This window comes from Gemmata palustris, from assembly GCF_017939745.1.
Taxonomy (GTDB): Bacteria; Planctomycetota; Planctomycetia; order Gemmatales; family Gemmataceae; genus Gemmata; species Gemmata palustris.
The window spans coordinates 7,616,760-7,637,056 of record NZ_JAGKQQ010000001.1 but is presented as its reverse complement, the minus strand read 5'-3'; the positions used below and the strand labels follow the sequence as shown (position 1 = coordinate 7,637,056).

Below are 20,297 nucleotides of genomic sequence, written 5' to 3'. Positions count from 1 at the left end.
TTGCGCCAGTCCCCCCGCACGAGTCGCATTGCGGTAACGCGCCAAATTCGCTATTACCCCTAACCGGCATGGTCAAGCCACGTCCCGCGTTCGCGCGGGCGAACGACCCGCCCCGCTCGGTAACAACCGCAACGACCGCGTGCCCGCTTCAGTCGGCGCGGCGAACGGCCGATACGGGTAGTAACTGCGCCGATTCGGACGGAGGGTGACAAGTGGCGGTCCTTTTAACCTGGGCACTGTTCGTGGGCTGGGCGGTCATCGGCACCGCGGTACTGAAGCTCGCCCGGTTCCGCTGGACCACGGTAACGCTGCTCCTCGCCCCGACCATCGGGTTCGTGACGCTCGTCATCCCTACCTACATACTGGTACGGTTTGAAGTACCCGTGCGCCTCTCGGCGGCACCCGTCGGCGGCGCGCTCCTCGCGGGCGCGCTGGGCGTGTTGTGGCGCGCCCGACCGACCGCGGCCCGAGCGCGGGGCCTGTGGCGGCGCGCGCGCGTGTTCGCGGTGGTGCTGGTCGGGGCGTTCGGGCTGACCGCGTGGCCGCTGTTCGGTTACGGGTTTGATTGGGTGGCCAACGGCAACGACGACATGGCCAACTACTGCCTAATGGCGACCGGGTACCGCGAACACGGGTTCGTGGAGCCCCCGACCCTCGACGGGCTGACCGAGGGGCGCGACCCGACACGAGCGTACTGGTTCGGGTTCATCATGTCCCAGGTGCGCCCCGGATCGGATCTGTTGCTCGCGCTGGTGTCGGCATGGACCGGGCTGTCGGCGCAACAAGTGTTCATGCCCACAATCGTCGCGCTGAATCTGTCACTCGTGGCCTCAGCAGGCGCGCTGGCCGGTACGGGCATCGGGCGGCGCGGGGCCGCGGTCGCGTGCGCGCTGCTGGCGGTGTCCGCGGCGTCGACCTACGGGGTCGTGCAGCAGCTCATCGGCCAAGTGAGCGGGCTGGCCGTTCTGTGCGCGGCGCTGGTGCTACTGTGCGGGCGCTTCCGCCGGCTGCGGTGGGACGCGCTCCTGCGGCGGGGCGGGGTGTGCGGAGTGCTGCTCGCGGGACTGTCGGTGTTCTACCCGGAGGTGATCCCGATCCTGGTCGGGGCGTGCGTGGTGGTCGGTGTGTGGGCACTGCCCCGGCGGACCGCGGGCGGGTACCTCGCACACGCGGCGGTGGCGATCGTGGTGATGGTGGCGCTGTTGCCGGTGTACATGCACGGGATCTTCGGGTTCCTGGTCGGACAATCCAAGAGCGGCACGTCCAGTTCGACGATCATCGCGGACATTTTCCCGTATTTCCTGACCCCGCGCGGCCCGGCACTGGTATGGGGGCTGCTGCCGATAGCCGGTCCCGAGTCGCCGCTATTACAAAACGTGTGCATCGCACTGGGGGCCGCGCTCTTGGCCGCCATCTTGGTTCCGTTCGTCACCAGCCTCCGCCGCCGCCGGACCTTCGCCGCGGCGCTCGTGGTGGCCGCGGCACTGGCCGCTACTCTCTACGTCCAAAGGTCCGCGTTCGGTCTGTTCAAGATTGCGATGTTTGCCCAGCCGTTCCTGTGGGCGGTGGCGGCCGGGTGGGTCGTGTCGCGGCGGGCGCAGTGGGGCGCAGTGGTGGCGGCCGTGCTGGTGGCCGGGGTCGCGGGATTAAACGCGCGGACCCAATTCTGGTACGTCGACCAGAGCCGGGGGCGGGAGGCCCGCGGTGACCTGCCGGCCGCGAACACGCGCCAACTGCTGTCCGAGTTCCGGACCGCCCACGCGGCGCGGGTGGCCCGTGGCGAGGTCGACCGGGTGCTGCTCGCGACCGAAAACAACGTGCTCCTCAAGCTGTTCGCCGCGGAGATCCGGGGCGTCCCGGTCGGGCAGATCGGGTACGCCCCGTTCGACGACATGGCTTACGGCGGGCTGCGGCTCATCGAGCAAGCGCTCTGGGTCCGCCTCCACCCGGAACAGCAGGACGCGCTCGTGGGAATACGGACCGGGTTCTACGGCGCGCGAGAGAGAAACAGTCACACGATTACCCACCCGGACACCGGGCTCCCGCTCCACCGACTGGAGTACCCCACCTGGGACCGGTCGCGGGAGCGGCCCGAACGGGTGATGGTCGCGGCCGGGGGGGGCTGCGTGTCGGTACTGAACCGCCACTATTTCCCGGAAACCGGTCCGCCCTTGATTTACGCCCCGCTGACCGATTTGAAGAATTTCGCCGTGTTCTGCGACGCGTCCGGCGCGCGCCAACACTTCATCGGCGGGATCACCGACCCGGAGAACGTCGCCTTGTTTCTATTAGAGGGCGACCCGATGTTCCGCCCGCGGACGATGGCCGGGGTCGGTCACGCGGTGGTGCTCGACGTCCTCAACCCGTCACCCCAAGTCCGGGTACTGGTCAGTTGCACCAACTCGTACAGCACTGATCCGGTGCGGCGCAACGTGGCCCCGGTACAGTTATTCGGGGACCGGAGCGCCGCGTTCGGCTCGATCGGGGCCGGGGCGGCACGGCTCGTTTCGCCACCCGTGGCGCCCCAGGCGGTCGGCTCCAGCCGCTACCTGGCGCTCGGCTTCGGCGCGGCGACGCGCAACCCGAACCGCCTGTGCGCGGCCGAGCAGTTGTGGGGCGCGGGCCTGGCGCGCGACCGGCGGATGCTCGCCACCCACGCCCGCGACATCTCGGTTCTGTCGGAGGAGGATTACGCCGCGTTCCGCCCGCCACAACAGATCGCGAAATTCCCCGGCGATCTGGCCCACCCGCACCTCGAGTACTCCGGCTTCTACGAAGAGGGGTGGGTCGACACGGAGTTCAAGATCCGGCTGGCGCAACCGGCCCCCGACCAAGAAGCGGTGATCCGCGGAATGATCCCGCAGGTGTCGCCGACCGGGTCCGGGTTCCGCACCGAAGTGACGGTACTGGTCGACGGAATGCCGGTGGAGAAGCGCGTCCTAAGTGTCGGCAATTTCGAGCTCCGCGCCCCCGGCGGCGCGGGCACCGGCCCGCGGTGGATCGAGGTCCGGTTCTCGGCCGATCAAGCGCTCCCCGCACCGGACGAGCGGCGCGTGGTCGCGCACCTCGCCTCCGTCGGTTTCGAGCCGAAGAACGAAGCCCTCTCGCGCCCGCCGGAGAAGATCGGCGCGACCCCGGCCGACCTGAGCCACCCGAAGGCGAACGTGCTCGGCATCGCGGCCGACGGGTGGGGCGAAAAGGCCCTCTCGGTGCGCCTCTGGCAGGCGGGTCCGGACCGCGACGCGGTCGTCCGCGGGGAGGTCCCCGACGTCGCGCGAGACGGCACGTTCCGCACCGAACTGACGGTTCTGATCGACGGCACCGAAGTCGCGAAACGGGCGCTGGCCCCGGGCGCGTTCGAGGTCCGCGCCCCCGCCGGCGGGAAGATGGCTCAAGCGCGCGGGCTCGAATGCCGATTCTCGAACACACAAGTGCTCCCGCACCCGGACGGACGGGCCGTCGGCGCGCACCTCCGGTTCGTCGGCTTCGAGCCGACGCAGCCGTCCCCGTAACCGGTCGCACGACGAAAACCCAGGAGCTAGCTCCGATGGCCGCGCCCCCGCACCTGAGTCTGGTGGTCCCCGCGTTCAACGAGGTCGCGACGATCCAGCGCACGCTCCGCGCGATCCGGGACTACCTCGCGCCGCGCGGGGTCACCTACGAACTGATCGTCGCGGCCGACGGCGCCGACGGCACCCGGGAAGCCGCGGCGGCTCTCGCGGGGGAGCTGCCGGTCCGGGTCATGGGCGCCCCCGAGCGCCGGGGTAAGGGGCGCGGGGTGCGCGAGGGCGTGCTGGCCGCGCGCGGCGACGTCATCGGGTTCCTCGACGCGGACTATAAGGTGACGATCGAGGAGATCGAAAAGATACTGCCCTGGTTCGACCACGATTACGACATCGTGATCGGCTCCCGGGCCGCGGTAGGGGCGGACATCCGCGTGCGCCAGCCGTGGTACCGGCGCCTCGGCTCCAAGGGGTTCGCACTGATCATGAGGCCGCTGGTCGGGCTCTACGGGATCGGTGACACGCAGTGCGGGTTCAAGTTCTTCCGCGCCGAGGTGGCCCGCGACCTGTTCTCGCGCCAGCGGATCGACGGGTACATGTTCGACGTCGAGATCCTCTCCCTGGCCGTTCGAGCCGGGTACCGCATCAAAGAGATCGGCGTCGCGTGGCGGGACGACGGTGACACGCGCCTGAAACTGGTTTCGGGCAACTGGAAAAATCTGAAAGACCTGTTCCGCATCCGGTTCGGTTCGGCGCGGCGCGCCGCGCCCCAAGCGTGGAGTAAATGATGGGATCGGGCAGCTCGCAGGCGACCGTTGACGCTAACGCGGCGTGGTTCGCCGATAACGACCAGTACATCGAGAACCAGTCCAAGCTCGAGTGCTACCAGCACACCCAGCGGGCCGTCGAGCGCGAGGTGCGCGGGGCCGACGCGCTGCTGGACATCGGCAACGGCGGGTTCTTCAACTTCGATACGGCGCTGGCCGGGCACGTCACCGCCGTGGACCTGTTCCTCAAAGACGGTCCCGGCCCGACCGCGAACAGCACGTTCAAATCCGGGTCGTTCCTGGACCTCCCGTTTCCCGACGGGAGCTTCGACTGTGTGATGCAGCAAAACGTACTGCACCACGTCACCGGGCACTCGATCCGCGAAAATTTTGCCAACATGCGCCGGTGCGTCCAGGAGATGTTCCGCGTGTGCGCCCCGGGCGGCAAAGCGGTGGTCGTCGAAAGCACGGTGGGGTCCGTGTTCAACCTGTTCGAGCGCGTCGTACACGGGCCGCTGTCGTGGGTGAAACGCCGCGGGCACCCGGTAACGTTTCAGTACACCGCCAAGCAACTGCTGACCGCGGCGACCGCGAGCGGGTTCGAGCTCGAAGAATTCTCCCTGATCCCCCGGGGCCGGTGGATCCTCCAATTCGGCGTCGTGTGGCCGACCCTACTTACCCCGGCCACGCCGATCAAACTGGTGCTCCGGCGCCCACGCGCGGCACAGGCCGTGCGCCTCGCCGCCTGACACAGCGACCGGCGTCGGTCGCGAGAGATTCCCGAACGAGTGCGAGATTACAACAGATGCGCTACTTCGTTACCGGCGGGGCCGGGTTCATCGGCAGCAACTTGGTGGACCGGCTCCTCGCGGCCGGCCACCACGTGACCGCGTTCGACAACTTCAGCACGGGCCGGCACGAGTTCCTCGCGGACGCGCGGACGAGCGACCGGTTCGCCCTCGACGAGGGCGACCTGCTCGACAAAGCCGCTCTCGCGCGCGCGGTCGCGGGGCACGACGTCGTGTTCCACCTCGCGGCCAACGCGGACGTCCGGTTCGGCACCGACCACCCGGACCGCGACCTCCAGCAGAACACGATCGCCACGTTCAACGTGCTCGAAGCGATGCGCCTGAACGGGGTGAAGCGCATCGGGTTCTCGTCCACCGGGTCCGTGTACGGCGAAGCGGAAGTGTTCCCGACGCCCGAGAACGCCCCGTTCCCGGTCCAGACGAGCCTGTACGCGGCCAGCAAGGTCGCGGGCGAGGCGCTGATCTCGGCCTACGCGACCGGGTTCGGGTTCCAGGCGTTCATCTTCCGGTTCGTCTCGATCCTGGGCGAGCGCTACACCCACGGGCACGTGTTCGACTTCTACGCGAAGCTGCTCGCCAACCCGCACGCCATTGAGGTGCTCGGCAACGGCAAGCAGCGGAAGAGCTACCTCTACGTGCAGGACTGCATCAACGCGATCCTCACCGTGGTGGAGAGGGCCACGGACCCGGTCACCGTGGTGAACCTGGGCGCCGACGAGTACTGCCAGGTCGATGACTCCCTGGGGTGGATCTGCGAGCGGCTCGGGTTGACCCCCAAGGTGAACCACACCGGTGGCGCGCGCGGGTGGATCGGCGACAGCCCGTTCATCTTCCTCGACACCGCGAAACTCAAGTCGCTCGGCTGGCGCCAGACGCTGACCATCCGCGAGGCGGTCGTGCGCACGCTCGACTACCTCCGCGCGAACCCGTGGGTTCTGGAATCGCGCCACGCGGCCTGATGCCTGCAAGACACGCGCCACACGAGGCCCGGGGCACCCGCTCCGGGCCTCACTTGTTACAAAGGCCCCGGACACCACAGTTGGCCTTGCAGCGTGTTTCTCACCTCGGCTATAGACGCTTCGTTCTTATTCCCAACCCGTGCAAATTACCGCGACCGGTGATTGGCCGTTGCTCCGGAAGGAAACCGGATGGATTCGCGGACCGTGAAGCCACTGGCCGGCCGCGTCGCCGTTGTCACGGGCGCGTCCCGGGGACTGGGGTCGGCCCTGGCTCGGGCGCTCGCCGCGAACGGGGCGCGCCTGGGCTTACTGGCCCGCGACGCCGGCGCGCTTCAACAAGCGGCCGATGCGGTTCGGGCCGAGGGCTCTGAGGCGCGGATCTACCCAGTTGACCTGACCGACCGCGCCGGCACCGGAGCCGCGATCGCGTCGTGCCTGTCCGACTTCGGGCGCATCGACGTTCTTGTGAACAATGCGGCCGTTCAGGGCACGATCGGGCCGTTCGTGGCCGAAGGCGGAGGCGGCTGGGAAGACGTGTTCCGCGTTAATCTGCTCGCTCCCGTGTGGCTCACGCGAGCGGTACTCCCGGGCATGATCGAGCACGGGTTCGGGCGCGTGATTAACGTTTCTGGAGGCGGTGCGACCGGTCCGCGCCCGGACTTCGCCGCCTACGCCGCGTCCAAGTGCGCGCTGGTCCGGTTCACCGAGACGCTCGCGCAGGAGTTGGCCGGTACCGGGGTCACGATTAACGCGGTCGCACCCGGTGCGATGAACACCCGGATGCTGAACGAAGTACTGGCCGCCGGACCGGGTCGGGCGCGGGCCGAGTACGAAGCCGCAGTCGCGCGAGGTGCGAACGGCGGCACGCCCCCGGACAAGGCCGCGGCACTCGTGACGTGGTTGGCCTCCGCCGCGTCCGACGGCATCTCCGGGCGCCTGATTAGTGCGGTGTGGGACGACTGGGCGGGCCTGCCCGAGAAGAAAGACGAGTTGGCCGCCGGCGACATTTATACGCTGCGCCGGATCACACCGGACGACCGCGGGGGGTGGAAGAAGTGCGCGTAGCCATCGTGGGGTGCGGGTTGATCGGTGGGAAGCGCGCGAAGTCCATCGCCGCCCTGGGGCACACTGTCGCGGGCACCGCGGACGCGGTCCTGGAGCGCGCGGCCCAACTCGCCAAATCGTACCCAGGATGTGCAGCAAGCGCGGACTGGCGCGACCTGGTCGCCCGAGCCGACATCGACGCGGTCGTCGTGGCAACGATCAACGACGCGCTCGCGGCGATCACCCTCGGGGCGGTTCGCGCGGGCAAGCACGTTCTCGTGGAGAAGCCCGCGGCGCGCGCGGCGGACGAACTCCGCCCCGTTGCGGCCGCGGCGAAGAGCGCGGGGGTGACGGTCCGCGTCGGGTTCAACCACCGGTTCCACCCGGCGCTGCGCAAGGCGCGCGAACTCGTCGATGCGGGCGCGTGCGGGCCGCTGATGTTCGTCCGCGGGCGCTACGGGCACGGCGGGCGCGTGGGCTACGACCGCGAATGGCGCGCGAACCCGGCGCTCGCTGGGGGCGGCGAGTTGCTCGACCAGGGCGTTCACCTGATCGACCTCACGCGCTGGTTCCTCGGCGACGTGGCGAGCGTGAGCGGGTTCGCGGGGACGTTTTTCTGGGACATGCCGGTCGAGGACAACGGGTTCGTCTGCCTGCACCACGCGGGCGGGCAAGTGGGGTGGCTGCACGCGAGCTGCTCCGAGTGGAAGAACCTGTTCTGCCTCGAAATTTATGGCCGCACCGGGAAGCTCCAGATCGACGGCCTCGGCGGGAGCTACGGTGTCGAGCGGCTCGCGTACTACCGCATGCTGCCGCAAATGGGTCCGCCGGAAACGACCATCTGGGAGTACCCGGGCGAAGATACGTCGTGGAACGCCGAGTTCCGGGACTTCGAGAACGCAATCGCGGGTACGACCGGGCTGGGCGCGACGCTGACGGACGCGGTCGCGGCCCTCGACGTGGTCGCGGCCGTGTACCAGCACTCCGGCGGGGAGCAGCGGGCCGCTTGATACGGCGTTGATTCGCTCCACCCGACCAGGGCCGCACCGCGACCGAGGCGCCCGAAGAAAACGCGACGGCAGCGCGAGCAGATTCTTCGGCAAACTCTGAACCGCGGGCCACCTTGTAACCGACTATTACAATACCGCGCGATGCGCGGCTGCCTCAAATGCTCCACACCGCACGGAAGCGGAGTGACCGATGATTATCACGCGAAGCCCGCTCCGCATCTCGCTCGGCGGGGGCGGCACCGACCTGCCGTCGTACTACCGCGAGCACACCGGGTTCCTCGTCGCGGCGGCGATCGATCGGCACGTTCACATCGTCATCAACCGGACCATTCTGCCGGAGATGATCCTCAAGTATTCCCAGACCGAGCGCGTGACGGACGTGGGCGAGGTCCAGCACCCGCTCGTGCGCGAAGCCATGCGGCTCGTGGGCACTCCCGCGGACGGGCTGGAGATCGCGGCGATGGCCGACATCCCGGCCGGCACGGGGCTGGGCTCGTCCGGGAGCTTCTGCACGGCGCTCCTGCGCGGGCTCCACGCGCTCCGCAACGGGAACCCGAGCGCGGCCGAGATCGCCGAGCAAGCGTGCCACATCGAAATCGACCGGCTCAAGGAACCGGTCGGCAAGCAGGACCAGTTCATCGCCGCGGTCGGCGGGGTCACGTGCTTCCGGTTCCACCCGGACGGGCACGTGGAATACTGGCCGCTCCGGGCGTCGTCGGACACGCTCCGCAAGCTCGAACAGAACCTCGTACTGTACTTCACCGGGTACACGCGGTCCGCGTCCGAGGTGCTGCGCGAGCAGGACACGAAGACGAAGGCCGCCGACCAGTCGATGATCGACAACCTGCACTTCATCAAGGACCTGGGGCTGAAGAGCAAGGACGCCCTTGAAGGCGGCGACCTGCGGGCCTTCGCGGAACTGATGAACGTCCACTGGCGGTCGAAGAAGAAGCGCAGCGGGAACATGTCGAACTCCCGCATCGACGAGTGGTACGACCTCGGCCTCAAGAACGGCGGCTTGGGCGGCAAGCTGATCGGCGCCGGCGGCGGCGGGTTCCTCATGTTCTACACCGAGGACGCCGAGCAACTCACCGATGTGATGACCGAAGCCGGGCTGCAGCAGGTTCCGTTCCGGTTCGATTTCGAGGGCACGCGCATCGTGAGCGGGGCGACCCCCTCGCCGGCGCTGCGCCCCGCGATCCGCCGGGCGGCGTAACCCGGTACCGGTCCGGTTCCCACGCACGAAAGTCACACAAGTAAGGTAACGCCCGTGACGGATCTCGCTTCGACGCCCGTTCTGATCCTCGCCGGTGGAAAGGCCACCCGGTTGGGGGACGTCACGAAGGCGATCCCCAAGGCGCTGGTGCCGCTCGCCGGGCGCCCGTTCGTGGACCACCAGTTCGAGGACTTGTACGAGCAGGGGCTCCGCGAAGTCGTGATGTGCGTCGGCCACTTCGCGGACCAGATCCGGGACCACGTGGGCGACGGCGCGCGGTTCGGGCTCCGCGTCCGGTACTCGGAAGACGGCCCGACCCTGCGCGGAACCGGCGGCGCGGTGCGCCGGGCGCTGCCGCTCCTCGGCGCCGGGTGCTTCGTGCTGTACGGGGACTCGCTCCTCGATGTGGACTACGCGCGCGCGTTCAACGCTCTGCCGCCCGCCGCGCTCGGGCTGATGACGGTGTTCCACAACGAGAACAGCTTCGACAAGAGCAACGTGGTCTTCCAGCGCGGGCGCCTGTTGCGGTACAGCAAGCGGGACGCGACCCCGGACATGACGCACATCGACTACGGCCTGTCGCTGTTGCGCCGGGCCGCGATCGAGCGCATCCCGGCGGAGCAGGTGTCGGACCTCGCCGAACTGTACAGCGCGCTCGTTGCGGGCGGCGAAATGGTCGGCTTCGAGGTGACGAACCGGTTCTACGAGATCGGTTCGCCCTCGGGCCTGCGCGAGGCCGAGCAGTTCGTCCTGAGCCGCGCGGCGTAAGGTGCCAGTGCGCCCCTGACCCAATCAAGGGACGGGGCGAATCCCGCTCCCTCTTCCTTCTTAGGGAAGGGGGGCGGGGGGTTAGGTTCTCTGATCCTACAGCGAACGGAGTCGCTCGAATGTCCTTCACGCAGCAGTTCCTCGCCGAAGCGAGCGAAATCATTGCCCGGCTCGATACCGGTGCCATCGACAAGGTCGTGGACGCGCTCGCGAGCGTGCGCGGGCGCGGCGGGCGCCTGTTCATCCTCGGCGTCGGCGGTAGCGCGGCGAACGCATCGCACGCCGTCAACGACTTCCGCAAGATCGCGGGCATCGAGACGTACTCGCCGACCGACAACGTGTCCGAACTCACCGCGCGCACCAACGACGAGGGCTGGGAGACGGTGTTCGTCGAGTGGCTCCGCGGCAGCCGGCTGAACGCGAAGGACGCCGTCCTCGTGTTCTCCGTCGGCGGCGGCGACCTCGAGCGCAACGTCAGCCCGAACCTCGTGCGCGCCGTCCAGCACGCGAAGACCGTCGGCGCGACCGTGTGCGGGATCGTCGGGCGCGACGGCGGGTACACCGCGAAGGTCGCGGACGCCTGCGTGATCGTGCCCACGGTGAACGCCGCCCACGTCACCCCGCACGCGGAAGCGTTCCAGGCGGTGGTGTGGCACCTGTTCGTCACGCACCCGGCGCTCAAGGCCGCCGCGACCAAGTGGGAATCGACCGCCGCGGCCGACGCGAAGAAGGCCGCGTAGTCACCGGCAGAAGCTCAAAAGTAACGATTCACATTCCGTCGGAGTTTCGCAATGGCGCAGCGGGTGGTGTTCCTGGACCGCGACGGGGTGCTGAACAAGGCGTCCCCCGCGGGCGGCACCACGCGCCCGCCGATGGGCCTGGACGAACTCGAATTGCTCCCCGGGGTGGAAGAAGCCCTCGCCCGCTTGCGCAGCGCCGGGTTCGTGCTCGTCGTCGTGACGAACCAGCCGGACGTCGCCCGCGGGACGCAGACCCGGGCCGCGGTCGAGCGGATCAACGCGGAGCTGTACCGCGCTCTCCCGCTGCTCGACGTTTTCGCGTGCTATCACGACACCGCGGACACGTGCTCGTGCCGCAAGCCGAAGGCGGGGATGCTCCTCGCGGCGACGGCGAAGTGGGACCTGGACCTGCCCGGCGCGTTCCTGATCGGCGACCGGTGGAGCGACATCGCCGCGGCGCGGGCCGCGGGCTGTCGCGGCGTGTTGATCGATACGCCGTTCGGCCAAGCGGAACGGTGCCCCCCGGACCATCGGGCGGCCGATATTACGGGGGCCGTTGATTGGGTTCTGGCAACCAGTGCGGGCGAAGTCGCGGGGCGCTCGGCCGCTTGAAATAAAACTCACCAAACGGGGGCTGGCATGAAACTGTTCGTCGATACGGCCGACGTGAAGGAACTGGAAACGTGCCTCGAGCGCGGGTTCGCGTCGGGCGTGACTACTAACCCGATGCTCATCGCGCGGTCCAACTGCGTCGACTTCGGCGAGCACATTCGCTCGATGATCGACGCGCTCATCAAGCACGACGCGAAGATCCCGCTGAGCGTCGAGGTGAACACCACCGACCCGGCGAAGATGGCCGACCAAGCGGAGCAGTTCGTCAACGAGTTCGGCGACTACCCGTACCTGAACATCAAGATCCCGATCGGGTGGAACGAGCTGAAGGTGATCGCGCAACTGGCCAAGCGCGGCGTGCCGGTGAACTGCACGTGCTGCATGTCGTACAACCAGGCGGTGATGGCCGCCAGCGCCGGCGCGAAGTACGTCAGCCTGTTCTGGGGGCGCATCCGGGACATCGGCTACGACGCCGGCTCGGTCGTCCGCTCGACCCGCGAGTCGCTCGACCGGCGCGGGCTGGACAGCGAGATCATCGTCGGCAGCATCCGGCACCTCGTGGACGTGAACGAGGCGATCCAGGCCGGGGCGCACATCATCACGGTGCCGCCGAAGTTCTTCCCGCAAATGTGCGGCCACCCGAAGACGGACGAGGCCGTGGGCCAGTTCATGACCGAGTTCCGCGCCTGGGAACAAGCGGTTCAGGCCAACCAACTGAAGCGCGCCGCCTGAGTACGGCACGCGCGACAACGAGACAAGCGGGGCGGGCCCGGTAAGCAATGGCTTGCCGGGCTCGCCCCGCTTACGTGCGAGCCAGTAATTGAGTCGAAAACGCCTCTCGACAGCCCTTCCCCTCCTCGGTATGCGGGGCGCAATTCTTTAACACATAAGGGGCACCCGTCATGAACCGTTTCGCCGCGCTGGTAGCGGGTATCGCCCTGCTCTCTTCCACCGGCTGCATGCACGACGGCGAGTGGTCCGTGTCCAAAGCGCTCGGTTGGGACGACGAGCCGAGCTTCGACCCGAAGAACCCGCCGAAGGCCTCACTGCCCACCGCGGAGCGCGTCGAGGTGCTCGGCCGGAAAATCATCGTGCAAAACACGTTTACGGGCATCGAACCGCTCATCTTCACGGTCGGCGTGAAGGAGTCCGTGCTGTTCCACCGCGGAACGGAACAGCTCTACATCAGCGAAGGGCTCGTGAACAAGTGTAAAACGGACGCGGAACTCGCGGCCGTGCTGTGCGCGGAGCTGGGCCAGATGGTGGCCGAGAAGCGGGCCGCGAAGAGCGTGGGGCGCGACGTTGACCCGATCAAGGACGCGGGCTTCGGCGGCAGCCCGGTACTCGGGGGCGGTACGCCCGTCGACGCCGGGCAGCAGGCGAACCTCGCGTTCCACGAGAAGCGGTTCCCGCGCGGCAATCGGGGTGTCGATGCGGCCGACGCATCACAGGCCGCGCGCGACTTGCTGAAGGGCTCGGGGTTCGACCCGGCCGACCTCGAGCGCGTCGAACCGCTGCTGAAACAATCCGACCGCGGCGAGAAGATCCGCAAACAGATGGGTAGTTCCGCCGCAGCGCCGGATTGGAAGAAGTAACGGGCGCGAAATCGACCACGCGCGGTGGCGTCATCACGATATCCCAGCAACGGGATGCGGTGATAACTGCCACCGCGTTCTCGGTTGCCGCTGCGAGCTACAAATCTTTCTGGTTTGATCCGCGTGATCTGCGTTTATCCGCGGCTCTTCCGTCTTCTTACACGCGGACGGTTTCGGCCCCACTCCCTCGCGGCTCGTCAAACCACTCCGACAACCCCGAACCGGCGCTGGCCCTGATTGAGGGCAAGTCGCGTCCCCGTCGGGTCTACGGTGCCCTCGCCCATAAGGGCGGCGGTAGCGTGGCGCCCAAAAAGAAACGTGCGGTTGGGGCACCAATCCGGCACGCCAACCGCACGTCGTGAATCACAACACGCATCGAATCAACTGTTACCGGCGCTTGCCGTGCTTCTTCCCCTTTTCCGCGTCCGTCCCGGCCGGCGGTGTGGGAGGAGCCGCCACCACTTCAGCAACCGCGACCTCGCGCACGACGGTCCGGCGAGTCGCGCTCGCCCAGAAGCGCCGCGGGACCGCAGCGCCGAAGCCCAGGATGAGGAACTGCAGCATCCAGAAATTGAAGCACCCATCAGCGAGGCGGCTGTCGAACCCGTAAGCGTGGAGCCCGATACCGAGTTGGTTGGTACCGAACCAGCTCCACGCGGTCATCGCGTTCCCGAAAACGGCGAGCACCGCCGTACCCCGGTCCTTCACCAGCCCGGCCCAGCGCGCGTGCAAGATCAGCGAGTTCCACAGCACGATGAGAACCGCGCCGTTCTCCTTCGGGTCCCAGCCCCAGAACCGCCCCCACGATTGGTCGGCCCAGATGCCCCCCAACACAGTACCCACGAAGCTCAAGAGCGTCGCAAAGGCCACCACGCCGTAAATCATCTGGCCGAGGATCTTACCGGACTCGTGCGTGAGCGCGAGCGCGACGACCGGCTGAGCGAGGGGCGGCACCTGACCCTGGAGCGGCTTCCCGTGCCCGTCCACACCGCCCGCCGACACGCGCAACAGCATCAGCGCCAACCCGTACACCACACCGGCGGCGGCGGCGAGCCAGAACGCTCCGTCCAACAGAATCAGGTTCACCAGCTCGAATTTCTCGAGCGCGACCTTGAGGAACCACAGGAAGAACACGGGGACGGCTACCAGCCCCACGACCGCCGTCCCGAACGCGAGCAGCGCCCCGACGGTCGGCTCCCCCCGGCTCTCGAACGAATCCCGGACGACCGTTCCCAGCACGCACAGAACGTAGATCGCGCCGAGGAACCCCGCGACGAACGTGGCCGTGTACCCGAGCGTCACGGTGGTCACGTGCGTGGCGAGCCAGAAGTTCGTGTCCAGCACCGCCTCCATCATCTCCAGCGTGTCCTGCTGCGTGCCGAGGTTGTGCGCCACGATGCACGTCGCCAGCCCGAGCGTCGCGGCGACCACGTTCCCGACGCCGATCGGGAACAGGCGCTCCAGCACGAGGCACAGCGCCACGCACCCCCACCCGATGAAGACGGCCGACGAGTACAAGTTCGTGACGAACACCCCCGCCCGGTTCATGAGGTACATGCGGGCGAACAGCGCGATCGTGTGGACCACGAGTGCGAGGATCAGAATGTACGTCCCGGACCGGCGCAACGCGCCCGCGGCGTGCGGTTTCTGCGCCGCGCTCGCCGCGAACCCGATCATCGACAGCACGAACCCGATCACGTACAGTCCGGTACACTGGTAGAAGGGCTGGAACCGGTTGAACGTCACCTCGGTTCGGAGCTTCCCCAAAGAGTTGAACGGGCTGTAAACCACTTTCTCGAAGAAACTGTGCGGCGTGTTCACGTCGGAAATGTGCCCGGCGTGCTTCCCACGATACTCCCGCACTACCGTGTTGAACTCGTCGGATTGCTTCTCCCGGTACGCGTTGAGGAGCTTGTTCCAGTCCGCCGCGGGCGGGTTCTGCGCGAAGGCCGCGGACTCGAGCACCGCCATGCGCGCCCTCAGTTTGTCGTTGAGCGCCTTCTTCTCCTCTTTCGACATCTTGGAGAGAGCGTCTTCCGAGATCGGGAACTCGGCCTGAAGTTGCGGTCGCATCTGCGTCTCGATCTGCTGCCGCAACACACCGAACGAGCCCCACGTCTCCCCGCCCTCGCTGGCCGGGGGTAAGAAGAGTACCCGCCCGGTCGCACTGGGGAGAGCGTCGCTCTCGGCCGCGATGTGGAAAACCGTGTTGATTCGATCGACCAGTTCCTTGAACTTCGTCTCGGTCTGGTCGAGTTTCTGCTTGTTGTCGACTTTCTTCCCGAGGGCCGCGGCGCGCTGCCCGATGAGGGAGAACTTCGGGGACAGCTCTTCGAGCGAGTACCGCAGCCCCTCAACGGGCCGCAGTTCCAGGGCGCTGAGCACCTGCTCGTTGTCGATGCGAATGACCCGGTGCTTCCACGCGGCCCCGCGGACCTCCGGGCTCCCGCTCGTGAGCACGTCCAGGTACCAGCGGATCGCCGGCTGCTTCTTACCGGTCTCGTCCTCGAACTCCTCGCGCCCGCTCACGACGCGCAGGTTCACCCGCGCCACCGTATCGAGCGGCTTCACGCGCCCGCCCTCGACGACCGGCACGCGCCCGAACGCATCGAGGTCGTAGGGCTCGGTCTTCGGGTTCATTCGACCGGAAACCGAGAACAGGTAGAGGACCATTGCCGCCAGCATGAGCCACGGTAAGTACCGCGTGCCCACGGGTGCGGCGCTCATTAAGGGCGCGGCGCCCGTCGCAGCAGTGGTTTGCGCGGCGCGCGTGCGGAGCAGGAACCGGACGAGGAAGATCCCGAAGTGGAGCAGCAGCCCGAACCCGACCACCGCGCACGAGATGTACGGCAGCAACCAGCCCGGGTTCTTCACCACCTGAAGAATGGTCGTCGTTTCCGAGCGGTCGAAGCTCTGTTGGTAGAACGTCTCGCCCGCGTACCGCAGGGGATCGTTCATCGAGATGCGCTGGGCGACGACCGGGTCCGCCCCGCCGCTCTGGTCGTACACTTTCACGTCGCTGGAGTAGTTCTTCGCCTTGCCGGTACCGATGTAGCGGTCGAACCGGAACTGGTCGAGGTGAATGCGGTACGGCTTGTAGTACCGTTTGAGCCGCATCGCGAGTTCGTACCGCTTCCCGTCCACCTCAATGTAATCGGCCCGCCCCATCAGTTGGAGCCAGAGCGACGTGTAGTAAACGCCGAGCGCCTCGTCGGTCCCCTTCTTGAACAGTTTCACGTAGACGGTCGGCGTGTCCGTCTTCTGTTCCGTATCGACGCCCGCGACCTCTTTCCGCTTGATCCCGATGAGGTGCTGCCCCCACCCCGCCGTCGCGGGGTTCGGCGCGCCCGGCGCGGCGTCGGTGAATTCCGAGTTCACCATGTACTCGCCGACGACCTCGATGTCGACGGGCAGGTCCGGGTGGGTGATCCGCCCCTTCGCGGTTTTGAGAACGTCTTGCGGGACCGCGACCACGCGGTCGGTGTCCGGGTCCGAGTGGTCGACGAACACGAGCTGCACGTACCGCGAGTCCTCGGTGAAGTTGGTCGACTTCCCGGTCTCGATCGTCATCCGCTGTTCGATGGCGTACTCGCGCGTGATGAACTCGCCCACGAACAGGAGCAGCAAGCCACCGTGAATGAGGAAGATCCCGGAGCGCTTCCAGGTGAGCCGGAACCGGGTCGCGTGCGCGGCCAGCAGGTTCGCGAGCATCGCCCCGCCGAGGAGGATGCCACCGGGGAGCGGGAACGCACCCACCCACTCCGACCGCCCGTCCGGGAACCCTTCCTTCCAGAACACGTTGAGGAACTTGTGGACCAGCTCGAACGGGACCATCACGACGGAGGACCAAAAATACTTATCGACGACGGTCCAGACGCCGTTATCGAGCTGCGCCAGGGTGCCGAAGAAGACCAGCAGAATGCCCAGCGAAAACAGCACGACCGTGAGCTGGAGCGAGGCGAGCGCTTTGAGCCCCCGGAGCGCGTAGTAGCCCGGTCCACGGACGGGCGCGGTGCGGACCGGCGGTTCGCCGTGTTCGCCCGGGACGTGCGGTTGGGTCGGGGTCATCGCTGGTTCCTCGGAGATTCGGACCGCAAAGCACGGAACAAGATCACTACTTCCCGCCACCCATGAACGGACCACCCTTCGGGGAAGGGTTGTTCGGCCCGCGGACGTCGGCCCGCAGTCCCTTCACCCCCTTCGCGTCGATCGGCTTGGTGACTTTGGCGACGTCCTCGGGACCGAAGTCCTTCGCACCGAGTTGCTGGACCGCCCACCGGCGCAAGTTCGCCTCGACACCGCCAATCGAGGAGGTCACGGTGACTTCAAACTTGTCGTCCGGCGTCCGAATGGTCGCGACCACGATCCCGGCTCGCCCCGGTCCGGTCTTCCACCCCTCGGGCGCATCGAACTTCGGCGGCCCGTTGGCGGGGAGCGACACACTCGCGAGCAGTTTGTCGAAATCCGCTTCGTATTTCGCGAGTTGGTCGGCCGGACCCGACATTTTGAAGAACCACTCCGGGTCTTTGGCCGGGTACATCGCACCGAGGATGCGGTACTCGGTCGCCGCTTCGACCGCGCCGGGCGCCTTCCCGCCCTCGGACTTCGGTGCTGCGTAGGTCTGCACGCTCTCGCCGCCCCCGCACCCGATCGCACCGACCGCGAGCCCCGCGACCAGCGCAAACGGCAGAACAGAACGCACGCGAAGTTGTGGCAATGGCATGTTTGGATGTCTCGGAGACGGCCCGCGAGGGCCGGTGTGGAGGCGGGCGCATCAGCAGGAGCCGTACACGCATTCTCGACAGGTTGACACCCGGCGTCAAGGCGGACGTGGATAGGTAACCGCGGTTCGACCCATCGGCGAACCCCGGCCGCACAAGTGGTGCGCTGCCCGAATCACACCAGCAAAGAACATTCGCCGGTGACAAAGTCAAAGGTCGTCTCTTGTCGAGACCTTTGACTTTGTCACCGGCGAACAGGAATTACAGCCCCGCCATTACGGTTGGGGCCGCGTAACACGTGTGGGTCGCGTTAGTTAACGTACACGCCGCCCTTGAACGCGGCGCCAAAGGCGAGGAAGCTGTTGATTTCCGCCCCGGTGCCGCCGTCGAAGCCCTTCACGTGCGACGCGCCCGCCGCGGTCCCGACGAGGATGTCGGCGAGCCCGTCGCCGTTCACGTCCCGGGCCGACACGTTCAGCCCGCCCGAGTAGCCCACCGCGAACGGGCGGAAGGTGCGCGTCTCCGTGCCCGTCGCACCGTCGAACACCTTCACCGACGACGTGGCCGACACCGCGCCCACGATAACCTCCGCGCGCCCGTCGCCGTTCGTGTCGCCGGCCGCCACGGTCACCCCGCCCGGTTGCCCCACGAACGAGTGGTCCACGAACGCGATCATGCTCTGGATCGTCGCGAAGGTTCCGCCGGCGAACACCTTCACGTGCGAGGTACCGGTCGCGGTGCCCGTGATGATGTCGGCGAGCCCGTCGCCGTTCACGTCCCCGGACGCGACGTTCACCCCGCCGCCGAACCCACTGTAGGCGTAGAAGCTCGCGAGTTCGGCCCCGCTCGCCCCGCTGAACGCTTTCACGTGCGAGAAGCCGCTCGCGGTCCCCACGATAATGTCGTCGAACCCGTCGTTGTTGAGGTCGCCGGCCGCGATCGTCAGCCCGCCCATGAAGCCCTGCCCGAACGCGAGGAAACTGCGGATCTCCGCGCCGGTCACGCCGTCGAACACTTTCACGTGCGGTGCCCCCATGCGCGGGGTCGTGATGATGTCGGCCACGCCGTCACCGTTCACGTCCCCGGTCGCGACCCGGACGCCCGAGGTCATGGAGGTGCCGTAGGGCAAGAAGCTGCGGCCCGGGGTGCCGTCCGGGTTCAGTAGTTGCACCCCGCCGGCCCCGACCCCGGTCCCGAGAGCCGTGCCCGACCACCCCGTGGGCGGGGGCGAAACCGGCGGAACCGTCGTCTCGTCGGTATCGGTGATCGTGACGGTCGTGGTCGATTGTGCGCCGAGCGCCGCACCGCCGGTCGGGGTCGACAGCGTCAGCGTGATGGTTTCGGCCGGTTCCTTGACGCCGTCGTCCGCAACCGGGATGTTCAGGGTGGCCGTGGTCTGACCGGCGGCGAAGGCCACGACGAACGAGCTACCAGTAAAGTCGGTACCGGCCGTCGCGGTGCCGCCCGTCACCAGTACGGAAACCGCGACCGCGGAGCTCGTGTCGCCGGTGCGGGTGAGCGTGATCGCCGCACTCGTGCCGGTTTCCGACGCGGTGAACGTCGCGTCCGTGAACGCGACCGCCGCGGGCGCGAGCGTCAGCCCGCTGGTCCCCTGCGGGGCGGTACCGAGGTCGGTCGCGGCCCCGGTGGTCAGGTCGATCTCGTAGATGCGGGTGACGTTGTTCACCGTGAGCGCGGTGACGCCGGTGTTCCCGGAAACGTCGAACCCGTTCGCGCGGGTGAAGTCGAGCGGGGCGCCGTTCAGCGTCACGCCCACGCGGGCCGTCTGCGACCCACTGTTCGCCCCCTGCACGAACAGGCCGTTGCTCGCGGCGTCGAGCGTGTACTGCGTCGCGCTCCCGGCCCCGCCCACGAACGCGGTCGCGTCGACACCGGTCGAACCGGTGGGCAGCCCGTTGATCGCGCCGTCGGTGTTGACGCCGTTCACGCTCCCGGCCAGGCCGGTGTTGCCATCGATGGCGGCGCCCGAGGTCGGGTCGATGCGGAAGTTCAGCCCGTTCGCGGTCACGACGCGGAGCTGGCCCGTCGCCGGGTCGAAGGCGACCCCGTAGCTCACCGCGGACGGGTCGGGCAGATCGACCGGGCTGCCGACCGTGTCAACGAACTTGACCGAACTCGGCGTGCCGATGGCCGTAGCCTGGCCGGTCTGTGTCGAGACCTTGTAGAGAGTGGCCGTGTTCGCGCCGGCGTCCACGCCGAGGGTATAAAGCCCGCCGTCCTGTGCGCGGAAATCCAGTCCGACGAGCGACTCGTTCGCGCCCACACCGGTGATCGCGGTTACCGGCGCAGCGGACGGGTTGGTCGTATCGAACGAGAGCAAATTGCTCCCGCTCAGGGCGTACACGGACGCGGGCGTGGCCCGATCTTCCAGGGTCTCACAACCGAGCTGAACGCCCAACTTTGCGGTCCGAAGTAGCGCACCCATGACTGCTCCTGGTAGGACGAGAGTTGTCATGAGTAATCGGAATAATTGGACCAAACCTCCGCAGTAGTTTTCGCCTTTTTCTGGATTTGTTGAAGGTCGGACCACCG

The 20,297-nt window shown here is 67.6% G+C and carries 15 protein-coding genes and 1 pseudogene; 12 read left to right on the top strand and 4 right to left on the bottom strand.

From position 1 onward, the window contains the following. Positions 1-212: 212 nt before the first annotated feature. The 12 genes from J8F10_RS31580 (at position 213) to J8F10_RS31525 (ending at position 13,023) form a co-directional block, all read left to right on the top strand. Positions 213-3,512 carry a hypothetical protein gene (locus J8F10_RS31580; protein ID WP_210660614.1) on the top strand — a complete coding sequence of 1,100 codons (3,300 nt, stop codon included), beginning with the start codon at positions 213-215 and terminating at the stop codon, positions 3,510-3,512. A gap of 35 nt (positions 3,513-3,547) precedes the next feature. Then, positions 3,548-4,291 (top strand): dolichyl-phosphate beta-glucosyltransferase, encoded by a 744-nt coding sequence (locus J8F10_RS31575; protein ID WP_210660612.1) that lies wholly within the window; start codon positions 3,548-3,550, stop codon positions 4,289-4,291. Continuing rightward, positions 4,288-5,019, top strand: coding sequence for a class I SAM-dependent methyltransferase (locus J8F10_RS31570; RefSeq protein ID WP_210660610.1), 732 nt, complete (start codon positions 4,288-4,290; stop codon positions 5,017-5,019). The genes J8F10_RS31575 and J8F10_RS31570 overlap by 4 nt, the downstream gene beginning before the upstream one ends. A gap of 56 nt (positions 5,020-5,075) precedes the next feature. Next, a complete protein-coding gene (locus J8F10_RS31565) occupies positions 5,076-6,038 on the top strand; it encodes an NAD-dependent epimerase/dehydratase family protein (RefSeq protein WP_210660608.1) in 963 nt (320 codons plus the stop codon). Positions 6,039-6,227: 189 nt separating this feature from the next. Then, positions 6,228-7,103, top strand: a complete 876-nt coding sequence (locus J8F10_RS31560; protein WP_210660606.1) for an SDR family NAD(P)-dependent oxidoreductase — start codon at positions 6,228-6,230, stop codon at positions 7,101-7,103. Then, positions 7,094-8,092 carry a Gfo/Idh/MocA family protein gene (locus J8F10_RS31555; protein ID WP_210660604.1) on the top strand — a complete coding sequence of 333 codons (999 nt, stop codon included), beginning with the start codon at positions 7,094-7,096 and terminating at the stop codon, positions 8,090-8,092. The genes J8F10_RS31560 and J8F10_RS31555 overlap by 10 nt, the downstream gene beginning before the upstream one ends. 190 nt (positions 8,093-8,282) lie before the next feature. Beyond that, the gene (locus tag J8F10_RS31550; protein ID WP_210660602.1) at positions 8,283-9,308 is read left to right on the top strand and encodes a GHMP family kinase ATP-binding protein; all 1,026 of its coding nucleotides are present in this window, start codon (positions 8,283-8,285) and stop codon (positions 9,306-9,308) included. A 54-nt stretch (positions 9,309-9,362) separates the two neighbouring features. Next, the gene (locus tag J8F10_RS31545) at positions 9,363-10,076 is read left to right on the top strand and encodes a nucleotidyltransferase family protein (RefSeq protein ID WP_210660600.1); all 714 of its coding nucleotides are present in this window, start codon (positions 9,363-9,365) and stop codon (positions 10,074-10,076) included. Between the two features lie 119 nt (positions 10,077-10,195). Next, complete coding sequence (locus J8F10_RS31540; RefSeq protein WP_210660598.1) at positions 10,196-10,816, top strand: SIS domain-containing protein; 621 nt, start codon at positions 10,196-10,198, stop codon at positions 10,814-10,816. A gap of 51 nt (positions 10,817-10,867) precedes the next feature. Next, a complete protein-coding gene (locus J8F10_RS31535) occupies positions 10,868-11,428 on the top strand; it encodes a D-glycero-alpha-D-manno-heptose-1,7-bisphosphate 7-phosphatase (protein WP_210660596.1) in 561 nt (186 codons plus the stop codon). A gap of 27 nt (positions 11,429-11,455) precedes the next feature. Continuing rightward, complete coding sequence (locus tag J8F10_RS31530; protein WP_052559193.1) at positions 11,456-12,160, top strand: transaldolase family protein; 705 nt, start codon at positions 11,456-11,458, stop codon at positions 12,158-12,160. Positions 12,161-12,330: 170 nt separating this feature from the next. After that, positions 12,331-13,023 (top strand): hypothetical protein, encoded by a 693-nt coding sequence (locus tag J8F10_RS31525; RefSeq protein WP_210660594.1) that lies wholly within the window; start codon positions 12,331-12,333, stop codon positions 13,021-13,023. Positions 13,024-13,410: 387 nt separating this feature from the next. Here the strand turns inward: J8F10_RS31525 and J8F10_RS41145 are convergent, their stop codons facing one another. The 4 genes and pseudogenes from J8F10_RS41145 to J8F10_RS31510 all read right to left on the bottom strand — a co-directional run bounded on the left by J8F10_RS41145 (position 13,411) and on the right by J8F10_RS31510 (position 20,190). Further along, a complete protein-coding gene (locus J8F10_RS41145; RefSeq protein ID WP_449267463.1) occupies positions 13,411-15,663 on the bottom strand; it encodes a cytochrome c biogenesis protein in 2,253 nt (750 codons plus the stop codon). Between the two features lie 267 nt (positions 15,664-15,930). Continuing rightward, positions 15,931-16,140: pseudogene (locus J8F10_RS41140) on the bottom strand (cytochrome c biogenesis protein ResB); the annotation flags it as partial. 997 nt (positions 16,141-17,137) lie between these two features. After that, positions 17,138-17,746: a hypothetical protein gene (locus tag J8F10_RS31515; protein WP_210660590.1), complete on the bottom strand. Its 609-nt coding sequence runs from the start codon at positions 17,744-17,746 to the stop codon at positions 17,138-17,140. A gap of 308 nt (positions 17,747-18,054) precedes the next feature. After that, entirely contained in the window at positions 18,055-20,190 is a 2,136-nt protein-coding gene (locus tag J8F10_RS31510; RefSeq protein ID WP_210660588.1) for a DUF4394 domain-containing protein, read from the bottom strand. Positions 20,191-20,297 lie beyond the last annotated feature (107 nt).

Coding starts and splice junctions, on each gene's coding strand:
- J8F10_RS31575 (WP_210660612.1), top strand. CDS start 3,548: ATGGCCGCGCCCCCGCACCTGAGTCTGGTGGTCCCCGCGTTCAACGAG.
- J8F10_RS31570 (WP_210660610.1), top strand. CDS start 4,288: ATGATGGGATCGGGCAGCTCGCAGGCGACCGTTGACGCTAACGCGGCG.
- J8F10_RS31565 (WP_210660608.1), top strand. CDS start 5,076: ATGCGCTACTTCGTTACCGGCGGGGCCGGGTTCATCGGCAGCAACTTG.
- J8F10_RS31560 (WP_210660606.1), top strand. CDS start 6,228: ATGGATTCGCGGACCGTGAAGCCACTGGCCGGCCGCGTCGCCGTTGTC.
- J8F10_RS31550 (WP_210660602.1), top strand. CDS start 8,283: ATGATTATCACGCGAAGCCCGCTCCGCATCTCGCTCGGCGGGGGCGGC.
- J8F10_RS31540 (WP_210660598.1), top strand. CDS start 10,196: ATGTCCTTCACGCAGCAGTTCCTCGCCGAAGCGAGCGAAATCATTGCC.
- J8F10_RS31535 (WP_210660596.1), top strand. CDS start 10,868: ATGGCGCAGCGGGTGGTGTTCCTGGACCGCGACGGGGTGCTGAACAAG.
- J8F10_RS31530 (WP_052559193.1), top strand. CDS start 11,456: ATGAAACTGTTCGTCGATACGGCCGACGTGAAGGAACTGGAAACGTGC.
- J8F10_RS31525 (WP_210660594.1), top strand. CDS start 12,331: ATGAACCGTTTCGCCGCGCTGGTAGCGGGTATCGCCCTGCTCTCTTCC.
- J8F10_RS41145 (WP_449267463.1), bottom strand. CDS start 15,663: ATGAACCCGAAGACCGAGCCCTACGACCTCGATGCGTTCGGGCGCGTG.
- J8F10_RS31515 (WP_210660590.1), bottom strand. CDS start 17,746: ATGCCATTGCCACAACTTCGCGTGCGTTCTGTTCTGCCGTTTGCGCTG.
- J8F10_RS31510 (WP_210660588.1), bottom strand. CDS start 20,190: ATGGGTGCGCTACTTCGGACCGCAAAGTTGGGCGTTCAGCTCGGTTGT.